The organism is Streptomyces sp. Da 82-17, assembly GCF_046098215.1.
Lineage (GTDB): Bacteria > Actinomycetota > Actinomycetes > Streptomycetales > Streptomycetaceae > Streptomyces.
In genome coordinates, this window is sequence record NZ_JBJURH010000001.1 from 188,595 (window position 1) to 200,277 (window position 11,683).

Here is an 11,683-nt window from a genome sequence, read left to right on the forward strand (position 1 = left end):
ACCATGAACTTCCGGGTGGAACCAGGTGAGATCGACGGCTTCGCCGCGCTCGTCTCACGCGGCGCGGACGGCGCCACCAAGGCCGTGGAATACACGACCGGCAATGCGCAGATCGACACGATGCTCGGCGGGAACCTCTGGGATCTCGTCGCGGGCAGCCACGAGGAATACGTGGCGGCGGCGAAGAAGGCGCTCGGAAAAGCGCAGAGCGTGCTGAGCTCCTCGCACACCGAGCTGAAGAAGTCGGCGACGTACTACCGCGAGACGGACAAGGACGAGGCGGCCACGATGGACGCCACCTATCCCGGCTCCAAGGGCGGAGGCGGCTCCGGCGGGGGCGGCGCCGCGCAGTGCATGGACTTCAGCGACGCGCAGGACGCGGCGGGCACGCTGAAGAAGCCCGCGGGCGACAGCGAGAACCCGCTGGTGGCGTACGGGCAGGGGCACGCCGCGGAGTTCCAGCAGAGCCCGGTGCAGAAGACGCTCGGCACGGTGATGGACCTCGGCAGCCCGTCGACCGTGGCCGTGGAGGCGGTGAAGCTGCTCTTCGGCGTGGACATCTTCGGCGAGATCAACAACTGGGTGTTCGGCGACTGGAACAAGTACAACGACTGCGCCGAAGTCTGGGGAAACCTCGCCTCGTTCTGCGATGCGACGAAGGCGAATCTGAAGAAGGGCACGGAGAACGTCGGCGTGACCTGGCAGGGGAACGCCTATGACGCGGCGAAGGTCTATTTCGACGAATTCTCCAAGAAACTCGACGAGTTCAAGTCGACCTTCGAATCGCTGCAGGACTGCTACCGGCAGGGCGCGATGCAGGCGTTCCAGCTGGCCGAGGTGCTGAAGGCCGGCATCGTCTTCATCGCCGACATGGCGATCATCTGGATGGCGAACATGGCCGCGGCCACCGCCGTCAACGCGATCCCGGTCGGCGGGCAGGCGGCGTCGGTCGCCATGTTCGCGCTCGCCGCGGCCCAGGCCGTGATGATCATCGATCGGTACGCGCAGCTGGTGAAGGCCTTCGACGCGACGATGCTGGCGATCACGGCGCTCGGCGTCACGATGGCCACGGCCGTCAACGGCTTCTCGGCGGCGGACGGCTTCCCCGAGGCGAGCTCGTCCGGGTACGACAACAAAGTGGTGGCCTGAGCCCGATGTCGACGCACTTCTCGAACGACACCCTCGAACTCTTCCTCTCCCGCGCCCGGATCTTCTCGGCGCTGGCGGTCCCGGCGTATCTGGCGTTCCTGGGGTTCCTGGTGAGCGAGGAGGGCTGGCGCTGGAGCTTCCTCGCGCTGATCGTGCTGCCCCCGGTGGCGGCGGTCCTCGGCCACATCGCGAAGCGGGACATCCGCGCGGGCCTCGGAGCGGGCGCGATCGCCCTGGCCCTGGCACCGCTGCTGGTGGTGGGGGCGGTCGAGGCGCTGTAGCCGCATGATCCCCGTGCCCCGAAAGGGGCGCGGGGAACTGCGCGAGCAACCACGACGGCGCCGCGGGCCTTCGGGAAGGGGCGGGGCGGGGAGTAGATCCAGCCTCCGCCGACCGCCAGGTTCCGCATAACGAACACCCCCCACCGCCCACCGAACATTTTCGGCCAACCTCATGGCGCGGTCATGACAGAACCCGCCACTGCTGCCACTCTTCCCCTGCGTCGACGCACCGGCCCCCACCGCTCAACCGCCGGCCCGCTCGCCGCACACCCCCCACGCGCACCGTGCTCTGCCCCTGTTCTGCCCGGGCGGCCACCCACCGCCCGGTCCCGTCGGCCGTGTGATCCGCGGCCCGCAGAAGGAGCCAGTCGTGACACCCACCCCACGCACCCCCCTCGCCCGCCGCAGACGCACCGGCGCCGTCGGCGCGCTGCTCGCCACCGCCGCGCTGCTCTCCGTCGGCCTCCAGTCGGTGCCCGCCGCGGCCGCGGGCAAGGCCGACCCGGGCGCCCTGCCCGCCAAGCTCTCCCCGTCCCAGCGCGCCGAGCTGCTGCGCGACGCGAACGCCGAAAAGGCGCGTACGGCCAAGGAGTTGGGCCTCGGCGCGAAGGAGCGGCTCGTCGTCCGGGACGTCGCCCAGGACCGGGACGGCACCACCCACACCCGCTACGAACGCACCTACGACGGACTGCCCGTCCTCGGCGGCGACCTCGTCGTCAGCGAGAGCAAGGGGCAGAAGACCGAGAGCGTCACCAAGGCGAGCAAGGCGAAGCTGTCCGGCGTCGACACCCGCGCCGAGGTCGCCGAGAAGACCGCCGAGCGCCAGGCCCTCGGGCTCGCGAAGGCCGACGGGTCCACCAAGACCGACGCCTCCGCGCGCAAGGTCGTCTGGATGGGCCACGGCGGCAAGCCGGTGCTCGCGTACGAGACCGTCGTCGGCGGGCTGCAGAAGGACGGCACGCCCAACGAGCTGCACGTGGTGACGGACGCCCGCACCGGCAAGAAGCTCTTCGAGCGGCAGGCCGTGCACAACGGCACCGGCAACACCCAGTACAGCGGTCAAGTCCCGCTCGGCACCGCCCAGTCGGGCAGCAGCTACACCCTCAGCGACACGGCCCGCGGCAACCACCGCACGTACAACCTGAACCGCGGCACCTCCGGGCAGGGCACGCTGTTCAGCGGCGCCGACGACGTGTGGGGCAACGGCACCCCGACCAACCTGGAGACCGCGGGCGCCGACGCGCACTACGGCGCCGCGCTGACCTGGGACTACTACAAGAACGTGCACGGCCGCAGCGGCATCCGCGGGGACGGCGTCGGCGCGTACTCCCGGGTCCACTACGGCAACAACTACGTCAACGCGTTCTGGCAGGACAGCTGCTTCTGCATGACGTACGGCGACGGGGCGGGCAACGCCAAGCCGCTGACGTCCATCGACGTGGCCGCGCACGAGATGACGCACGGCGTCACCTCCAACACCGCGGGCCTGATCTACAGCGGCGAGTCCGGCGGCCTCAACGAGGCCACCAGCGACATCTTCGCGGCGGCCGTCGAGTTCCACGCGAACAACGCCCAGGACGTGGGCGACTACCTCGTCGGCGAGAAGATCGACATCCGCGGCGACGGCACCCCGCTGCGCTACATGGACAAGCCCAGCCGCGACGGCAACTCCAAGGACTACTGGTACTCGGGCATCGGCAACGTCGACGTCCACTACTCGTCCGGCCCGGCCAACCACTGGTTCTACCTGCTGTCGGAGGGCAGCGGGCAGAAGACCGTCAACGGCGTCGCGTACGACTCGCCGACCTCCGACGGGCTCCCGGTGACCGGCATCGGCCGCGAAAAGGCCGCGCTGATCTGGTTCAAGGCGCTGACCACCAAGTTCACGTCCCGCACGGACTACGCGGGCGCACGGGCCGGCACGGAGGCGGTGGCCGCCGAGCTGTACGGCACGACGAGCCCCGAGTACAAGGCCGTTCAGGACGCGTGGGCGGGCGTCAACGTCGGTGCCAGGCCGGGCGGCGGCACCCCGGGCGGCACGGTGTACGAGAACACCGCCGACGTGGCCATTCCGGACAACGGGGCCGCCGTCACCTCGCCCATCTCCGTCGCCGACCGCGCCGGCAACGCGCCGTCCAACCTCCAGGTGGGCGTGGACATCGAGCACACCTGGCGCGGTGACCTCGTGGTCGACCTGGTCGCGCCCGACGGCTCGGTCTACAACCTGAAGCCGTTCAGCTCGTCCGACTCGGCCGACGACGTGCGGACCACGTACACGGTGAACGCGTCCAGCGAACTCGCCGCCGGGACGTGGAAGTTGCGAGTCCAGGACAAGGCCTCGCAAGACACGGGCTACATCAACAGCTGGAAGCTGACCTTCCCGTAGACCCGGCCGGCCTCTCCCTGAGGCACCGGTGACAAACGGGACGACTGGGCGGCGTCAGGGGCAACTCACCCCCGGCGCCGTCCAGTTCGCATATCGGATGCCGTACCACGAGTATTGGTCAAGATTCGGTCAACCTGGCGATACCCCGATGACATGTACGCGCCGCCAATGACACTCTCTCCCCGCACGGCACAGCCGCAACACGGCACGAGCACCAGGTACTTCCCCGTCCGGGTGGTCCCCCACGCCGTCCGGACACCCCCACATCCAGGGAGTTGAAAGAGTGTCGCCCCACATATCGCGCCACGTGTCCGCCAGACGAGTCGCCACCGCCGCCGGCACGGCCCTCGTCGCCGCCGCCCTGATCGGCACCGGCCTCGGCTCCGCCAACGCGGCGCCCACCGCCGAGAAGGCCCCCGGCGCGTCGCCCGTCAAGCTCTCCGCCTCGCAGCGCGCCGAGCTGCTGCGCGACGCGGACAGCGAGAAGGCCCGTACGGCAAAGGAGTTGGGTCTCTCCTCCGCCGAGAAGCTGGTCGTCCGCGACGTCGTCAAGGACCGCGACGGCAGCGTCCACACCCGCTACGAGCGCACCTACGACGGACTGCCCGTCCTCGGCGGCGACCTGGTCGTGCACCAGACCAAGTCCCGCAAGACGGAAGGCGTCACGAAGGCCCGCTCCGGCGAGCTGAAGGTCGACACCGCCCGCGCCGCGAAGGCCCCGAAGGGCGCCCGCGCCGTCGTCTGGGCCGCCAGCGGCACCCCGCGCCTGGCCTTCGAGAAGGTCGTCGAGTCCACGAAGAAGGACGGCACCCCGAGCCGACTGCACGTCGTCACCGACGCCCGCAGCGGCAAGAAGATCTTCCAGTGGGACGACATCCGCACGGGCGCCGGCCACACCCAGTACAGCGGTGACGTGGAGCTCGGCTCCAAGCAGGAGTCCAGCGGCTTCTCGCTGACCGACACCACGCGCGGCAACCACAAGACGTACGACCTCAAGGGCGGCACGTCCGGCCAGGGCACCCTGGTCGCCGGTCCCGACGACGAGTGGGGCGACGGCACTCCGAACAACGCGGAGACCGCCGCCGCCGATGCCCACTACGGCGCGGCGCTCACCTGGGACTACTACAAGAACGTGCACGGCCGCGACGGCATCAAGGGCGACGGCGTCGGCGCCTACTCCCGCGTCCACTACGGCCAGAACTACGTCAACGCGTTCTGGGACGACAGCTGCTTCTGCATGACGTACGGCGACGGCGACGGCAACGCCAAGCCGCTCACCTCGATCGACGTGGCCGCGCACGAGATGACCCACGGGCTCACCTCCAACACCGCGGGCCTGATCTACAGCGGCGAGTCCGGCGGCCTCAACGAGGCGACCTCGGACATCTTCGGCTCCAGCGTGGAGTTCTCCGGCAACAACGCCCAGGACGTCGGCGACTACCTCATCGGCGAGAAGATCGACATCCGCGGCGACGGCACCCCGCTGCGCTACATGGACAAGCCCAGCCGCGACGGCAAGTCCAAGGACGACTGGTACCAGGGCATCGGCGGCATCGACGTCCACTACTCGTCGGGCCCGGCCAACCACTTCTTCTACCTGCTGTCCGAGGGCAGCGGCGCGAAGGAGATCAACGGCGTGAAGTACGACTCCCCGACCGCCGACGGCAACCCCGTCACCGGCATCGGGCGGGACAAGGCCGAGAAGATCTGGTTCAAGGCCCTGACCACGTACATGACGTCCCGGACCAACTACGCCGCCGCGCGCACGGCGACGCTGGACGCGGCCAAGGACCTGTACGGCGCGGACTCCGCCGAGTACAAGGGCGTGGACGCGGCCTGGGCGGGCGTCAACGTCAAGGCGACCAAGGGCGGCAAGCACTGACCTGAGTGCCTGGTGAACCCTGGGCGGGCGGTGCCGGAGACGATCCGGCACCGCCCGCCCGTGCTTGTCCGGTCCGTCTGCTCGTCCGGTCCGCCTTCTTGTCCGGCCCGTCTACGCTTGCCCGATGAGTTCGCCGCAGCCGCTGAGAGTGCTCCTCGCCGACGACGAGGCCCTGCTGCGCGCCGGGGTGCGCGCGATCCTCTCCGCCGACCCCGGCATCGAGGTCGTCGCGGAGGCCGCCGACGGGCGCGAGGCCGTCGACCTCACCCTGCGGCACCGCCCGGACGTCGCCCTGCTCGACATCCGCATGCCCCGACTCGACGGCCTGCAGGCCGCGGAGGAATTGCGGCGCACCGTCCCGGACACGGCGCTGATCATGCTGACGACGTTCTCCGAGGACGCGTACATCGCCCGCGCCCTCGGCTGCGGCGTCGGCGGCTTCCTGCTGAAGTCCGGCGACCCGCGCGAACTCCTCGCCGGAGTACGGGCCGTGGCCGACGGCGCCGCCTGCCTCTCCCCCGAGGTCGCCCGCCGCGTCATCGACCGGCTCGGCCCGGACCGCCTCGGCCGCGCCGCCGACGCCCGCGCCCGGCTCGCCCCGCTGACCGGCCGCGAACGCGAGGTGGTCGCCCTGGTCGGCGCGGGCCTGTCCAACGCGGAGATCGCGGCCCGCCTGCATGTCGTCGAGGGCACGGTGAAGGCGCACGTCAGCGCGGTCCTCGGCCGGCTCGGCCTGAAGAACCGGGTCCAGCTGGCGATCCTCGCGTACGAGGCGGGCGAGGCGGGCGAGGGCGTCGACGCCGGCTGACCCGTGCCGCCGTACCGCTTACTTTCGTCAGGGGCCCGGGCGGGCGCGATCGTGCAGGGTGGGCGCATGCGCAGAGAACACCCCCGTGACCGGCTCGTCGACCTGCTGCTATGGACCGCCCTCGCCGCACCCGTCCTGCTCGCCGGCCTGCCCTACGGCGCCTGGGTGCGGGCGCTCGCCGTGGCGGTGCTCGGCGGTGCGGTGCTCGTCGCGCGGGCCCGGCCGCTGCTCGCCCTCGCGCTGGTGCTCGGCCTGGTCCTCGGGCTGACGCCGGAGCAGTTCCTCGTGCCGTGCGCGCCCGCGCTGGCCGCCCTCGGCTGGCTCGCGGGCCTGCGCCTGGACCGGCCGCGCCCCGCGGTGTCGCTGATGGCGGCCGTCGGCGTGCTCGGCCTCCCGCTGACGCTGCTGCGCGAACGGCCGCTGCTGTGGGGCTGGTTGACGGTCCTGATCGCCGTCGCGACGCTCGTCTTCGTACCGTGGCTGGCGGGCCGCTGCGTACGGCAGTACGGGCAGCTCGTGCGGTCCGGCTGGGAGCTGGCGGCGCGGATGGAACGGGAGCAGCAGGTGGTCGCCGACCGCGAGCGGCTGCGCGAGCGCTCCCGGATCGCCGCCGACATGCACGACTCCCTCGGCCACGAGCTGGCCCTGATCGCGGTGCGGGCGGCCGCCTTCGAGGTGGACGCGGACCTGCCGGAACGGCAGCGGCAAGCGGCCCGAGAGCTCCGCGAGTCGACGGCCGCGGCGACGGCCCGGCTGCGCGAGGCCATCGGCGTCCTGCGCACGGACGCGGCGCCGCCGTTCGCCCCGGCGGACGAGACGGTGCCCCAACTCGTCGAGCGGGCCCGGGAGTCCGGCCTCGCGGTGACGCTCACCGCCGCCCCGGCGGACGGGTCCGCGCTGCCGCCGATGACGGACCGCGCCGTGCACCGCGTCGTCCAGGAGTCCCTCACCAACGCGGCGAAGCACGCCCCGGGCGCGGAGGTGAGGGTACGGGTGGAGCAGTCCGGGCCCACGGTCACGGTGCGGGTGAGCAACGCGCTCGTGGCGGAAGGGGGTTCGGTCACCCCCGAGAGCGGCGGTACGGGCCTGGTCGGGCTCGACGAGCGGGTACGGCTCGCGGGCGGCACGCTCACGCACGGCGTCGTGGACGGTGCGTTCACGGTGACGGCCACACTGCCCGTCGCCGGGGGTCCGGCCCGTGCCGTGGACACGTCGGCGGCGGCCCGCGCGCACGCGGAGGCCCGCGCCCGCGTACGCCGCGGCGTCCGCCAGGCCCTGCTCGCGCCGGTCGCGGTCCTCGGCGCGCTCACCGTCCTGGCCGGCGGGCTCTGGCTGCTCACCGAGTCCCAGTCGGTCCTGGCCCGCGCGTCGTACGACCGGATGCGGGTGGGCGACCCGCGCCCCCAGGTCGAACGGCTGCTCCCCGCGTTCTCGATGCCGGACGCCCCGGACGGCCCCGAGCCCACCCCGCCGGGCCAGGACTGCGTCCACTACCGCACCGAGTCCTTCACCGACCGGGCCTACCGCCTGTGCTTCGCGGAGGGGCGGTTGGTGTCCAAGGCGGTGCGCGGGTAGGCCTGTCAGTACCCGTCGACGCCCAGCTCGGTGATGCCGGCGTACATCCAGGACCAGAACTCCCCGGCGGGGGTGGCTCTGTCGAAGAGTCCGGGGGACCGCTCGTCCAGCTCGTCCAGGAAGTGGTGGTCCCGCACGAACTCCTGGTCGACCTCTGTCGGGTACGGGTGCCAGCAGGCGTTGCTGTAGCGGTGGACGGCCTCCAGGGTGCGGGTGAACACCTCCAGGTCGGGGGCGATCGTGACGAGGGTCCGCCCCGGCACGCCGTCGAGGCGGGTGAGGACGTGGACCGAGCCTTCGCGCCGGTGCAGGAAAACGTCCCCGTAGTCGCATGTGCCGAGCGTGAGCAGGTCGGTGCCGGACAGCTCCTCCGCGGCGGGCGGCGTCATGGCCCCCGCCCCGTGCCCCTGGTACTGGCCGGAGGGGCCGGTCCATCGGCGGAACACGCCGACGTCCCTCAAGTGGCGTCGACTGCCCGGATGTTGGAGCAACTCGGGCAGCTCCTCCTCCGGCACCCGGAGGACGTTCTCGCCGTAGACGTCGTCCAACTCCCGTGCCGTGAGCGGGCCCTCCGGCCGCCGCACCGTCGGTTCGGGGCCGTCGGGGATCTCGTCCGACGGGTCGCAGTCGACGGTGCCGCGCGGCCAGTCCCGCAGCACCTGCTCGTCCGTCTCGAACACCGCGAGGCCGTGCTCGCACTCCCACACGTACCGCGTGCGCCCGTCCTCCGCGGCGAAGGCCCACGATTCGGCCCAGCTCTCCGGGGCCGTCAGCTCCAGGTCCCACAGGTCCACGGGCCCGTCGGCCGAGCCCCAACCGCCCTCGGCGACGTCCCCGTCCGGCTCCGGGACGCGCCGGCCCGTCGCCTTGTCCAGCCAGACCACGCTCCAGTGGTTCCGCACCCGGACCAGCTCCCGGCCCGCGTGCTCGAACACCTTCACGTCGTAGTAGTCCCCGTTCAAACTAGGCGAAGCCACGAACCAGTTGGCCGGGCGCCACCACGCCCATACCGTCCGCCACGGCATGCCCGGCTCCGCCGACGTCACGCGGTCCGCGTACTCCCGCTCCCCCACCGCCAGCGCGGCGAACCGCAGCCACGAGGCGAACTCGGCGCGGGGCACGGACGCGACGCCGAACATCGCCTCCGCCTGGAGGAAGACCTCACGGCCGACGCCCGCCGACGCCTCCCCGATGCGCGCCCGCAGCCCCGCGCGGTCCGCGGCGAGGAGCCGCGCCGGGTCCGCCAGCACACCGTCGATGTCCGGGAAGGCCTCGTGCACCTGTTCGCTCATGCCGCCATGCTGGCACCCGGCACTGACAACCGGTCGTCCGGGAACGGCAGTTCGCGGCTGTGGACGACGCCGAGGCCCTGTGTCGCGCGGGTCAGCGCCACGTACAGGTCGCTGGTGCGGAACTCCGCGGGCTCGACGAGGACGACCTTGTCGAACTCCAGGCCCTTGGACTGCCGCGCGTCGAGCAGGACCACCTGGTGGGTGAGGTCGGGGGCCGCGCCGGCCGTGACTCCGTCGAGGACCTCGGCGAGCCCGGCGTGCAGGGCGCGCGGCGCGATCACCGCGAGCCTGCCCTCCTCGGGGAGTTCGCGCGCCACCGCCTCGGCGACCGCGCCGGGCAGGTCGTCCGTGCGCCGCACCCACGGCCGTACGCCGGTCGAGCGGACCGACACCGGCGGCTCGAACTCGGGCGTCTCGGCGCGCAGCACGTCCGCCGCGACGTCCATGATCTCCGCGGGCGTGCGGTAGTTGACGCCCAGGCGGACCAGCTCCCAGCGGTCCTCCACGTACGGTTCGAGGATGTCCGCCCAGCGGCCGACGCCCGCCTCGGAGCCGGTCTGGGCCGGGTCGCCGACGAGGGTCATGGAGCGGGTCGGGATGCGCCGCATCAGCAGCCGCCACGCCATCGGGGACAGCTCCTGCGCCTCGTCCACGATGATGTGGCCGAACGCCCAGGTCCGGTCGGCGGCGGCGCGCTCGGCGGCGGTGCGGTGGTCGGCCTCCTCCTGGCGCTCGGCCATCCGCTCGGCGTCGATGATGTCGTGCGCGGCGAGGACCTCGGCGTCCTCCTCGTCCTTGTCCTCGAACTCGTAGGTGCGGGAGGCGTACGAGACGTCGAGGACGCCCTGGGCGTACTCGATCTGCTGCTGCCGCTCGGCCTCCTTCGCGGCGCGTTCCGCCGAGTCGTCGAGGCCGAGCAGCTCGGCCGCCTCGTCGAGGAGCGGTACGTCCGCCTCGGTCCAGGGGGCGCCGGGCGCGCGCCGGATCGCCTCGGCGTCGGCGTCCGGCAGGTACCCGCGCGGGTCCTCCAGGAACTCGGCGACCAGGCCCTGCGGGGAGAGCGGCGGCCACAGCGAGTCGATCGCGGCGTGCACGTCGGAGCTGGTGGCGATCTCCTTGCCGATCTGCGCGATGTCGTCCGGGCCGAGCAGGTTGGGCCCGCCGAACGGGTCGGCGCCGAGCCGGTCGACGAGCTGCTCGGTGAGCGCGTCGATCAGGGCGAACACGAAGTACGGGCGGGCCAGGTTGTGCGGGAGTTGCGTGGAGCGGGCCCGGGCGCGGGCGTCCTCGGCCATGGCGCGCTCCAGGTACAGCGTGCCGTAGTCGTCGTGGTCGATCTCCAGGACCGGGTCGGGCACGGACTGCCGGTCGCGGACCAGCTCGGCGAGCGCGTCGGCCATGTCCGCGCGGCCCTTGACCGCGGCGGCCGCCGGGGTGTCGGTGCCGGTGGCGTGCACGCCGGGGTAGAGCTCGCCGACGGTCGCGAGGAGCACGCCGGTCTCGCCGAGGGAGGGCAGCACCTCGCCGATGTAGCCGAGGAACGCCGGGTTCGGGCCGACGATCAGGACGGCCCGCTTGGCGAGCAACTCCCGCTCCGCGTACAGGAGATACGCGGCGCGGTGCAGCGCGACGGCGGTCTTGCCGGTGCCGGGGCCGCCCTCGACGACCATCACGCCGCGGTGCGGCGCGCGGATGATGCGGTCCTGCTCGGCCTGGATGGTCTGCACGATGTCGCCCATGCGGCCGGTGCGGGCCGCGTTCAGGGCGGCGAGCAGCACCGCGTCCGCATTGTGGTCCTCGAAGCCCGTGCGGGTCGGGTCGTCGAGGTCGAGGATCTCGTCCTGCAGCGCCGTGACCGTACGGCCCTCGGTGGTGAGGTGGCGGCGGCGCCGGATTCCCATCGGGGTGTGCCCGGTGGCGAGATAAAAGGGCCGGGCGACGGGCGCGCGCCAGTCGATCAGGAGCGGGGTGCGGGCGGCGTCGTCGGCGCGGATTCCGATACGGCCGATGTGACGGTGGCCACCGCCCTCCTTTTCCGCGTGATCAATTCGACCGAAGCAGAGTCCGGCCTCGACCCCGTCGAGCTGGGCCGCGCTGCGCGCCTGCTCGTCGGCGGTGACGTCCCGCTCCAGCTTGGCCTGCATACCGTTGCCCAGCTGCGCCAACGCGAAGCGCGCGGCTGCCGCCCGCTCGGCCCGGAGGTCGTCGAGACGGGCGTAGAGGCGGTCGACGAATTGCTGTTCACGCTGCAGTTCGCGCTGCAATTCAACGGAATCCCCGGTTGACAATTCCACTCCTCATGGGCTACGG

8 protein-coding genes are annotated in these 11,683 nt (G+C 72.1%); 6 read left to right on the forward strand and 2 right to left on the reverse strand.

Annotated features, from left to right (window positions below; translation table 11 throughout):
* Positions 1-3: 3 nt before the first annotated feature.
* The 6 genes from ACIDOF_RS00840 to ACIDOF_RS00865 all read left to right on the forward strand — a co-directional run bounded on the left by ACIDOF_RS00840 (position 4) and on the right by ACIDOF_RS00865 (position 8,081).
* Positions 4-1,149: a hypothetical protein gene (locus ACIDOF_RS00840; protein ID WP_409003627.1), complete on the forward strand. Its 1,146-nt coding sequence runs from the start codon at positions 4-6 to the stop codon at positions 1,147-1,149.
* Between the two features lie 5 nt (positions 1,150-1,154).
* On the forward strand, positions 1,155-1,430 hold the full coding sequence (locus ACIDOF_RS00845; RefSeq protein ID WP_409003628.1) for a hypothetical protein: 276 nt from the start codon (positions 1,155-1,157) through the stop codon (positions 1,428-1,430).
* Between the two features lie 370 nt (positions 1,431-1,800).
* Complete coding sequence (locus ACIDOF_RS00850; RefSeq protein ID WP_409003629.1) at positions 1,801-3,816, forward strand: M4 family metallopeptidase; 2,016 nt, start codon at positions 1,801-1,803, stop codon at positions 3,814-3,816.
* A 283-nt stretch (positions 3,817-4,099) separates the two neighbouring features.
* On the forward strand, positions 4,100-5,698 hold the full coding sequence (locus tag ACIDOF_RS00855; protein WP_409003630.1) for a M4 family metallopeptidase: 1,599 nt from the start codon (positions 4,100-4,102) through the stop codon (positions 5,696-5,698).
* Positions 5,699-5,822: 124 nt separating this feature from the next.
* The gene (locus ACIDOF_RS00860; protein ID WP_409003631.1) at positions 5,823-6,506 is read left to right on the forward strand and encodes a response regulator; all 684 of its coding nucleotides are present in this window, start codon (positions 5,823-5,825) and stop codon (positions 6,504-6,506) included.
* Between the two features lie 66 nt (positions 6,507-6,572).
* Positions 6,573-8,081: a sensor histidine kinase gene (locus ACIDOF_RS00865; RefSeq protein ID WP_409003632.1), complete on the forward strand. Its 1,509-nt coding sequence runs from the start codon at positions 6,573-6,575 to the stop codon at positions 8,079-8,081.
* 5 nt (positions 8,082-8,086) lie between these two features.
* On the opposite strand, the gene ACIDOF_RS00870 is transcribed toward ACIDOF_RS00865, so the two are convergent.
* Both ACIDOF_RS00870 and ACIDOF_RS00875 read right to left on the reverse strand, forming a co-directional pair.
* Positions 8,087-9,373: an SUKH-4 family immunity protein gene (locus ACIDOF_RS00870; RefSeq protein ID WP_409003633.1), complete on the reverse strand. Its 1,287-nt coding sequence runs from the start codon at positions 9,371-9,373 to the stop codon at positions 8,087-8,089.
* Positions 9,370-11,625 carry a HelD family protein gene (locus ACIDOF_RS00875; RefSeq protein WP_409004007.1) on the reverse strand — a complete coding sequence of 752 codons (2,256 nt, stop codon included), beginning with the start codon at positions 11,623-11,625 and terminating at the stop codon, positions 9,370-9,372. Before ACIDOF_RS00875 ends, ACIDOF_RS00870 begins: the two co-directional genes overlap by 4 nt.
* Between the last annotated feature and the right edge of the window lie 58 nt (positions 11,626-11,683).

Coding starts and splice junctions, on each gene's coding strand:
- ACIDOF_RS00865 (WP_409003632.1), top strand. CDS start 6,573: ATGCGCAGAGAACACCCCCGTGACCGGCTCGTCGACCTGCTGCTATGG.
- ACIDOF_RS00860 (WP_409003631.1), top strand. CDS start 5,823: ATGAGTTCGCCGCAGCCGCTGAGAGTGCTCCTCGCCGACGACGAGGCC.
- ACIDOF_RS00870 (WP_409003633.1), bottom strand. CDS start 9,373: ATGAGCGAACAGGTGCACGAGGCCTTCCCGGACATCGACGGTGTGCTG.
- ACIDOF_RS00840 (WP_409003627.1), top strand. CDS start 4: ATGAACTTCCGGGTGGAACCAGGTGAGATCGACGGCTTCGCCGCGCTC.
- ACIDOF_RS00845 (WP_409003628.1), top strand. CDS start 1,155: ATGTCGACGCACTTCTCGAACGACACCCTCGAACTCTTCCTCTCCCGC.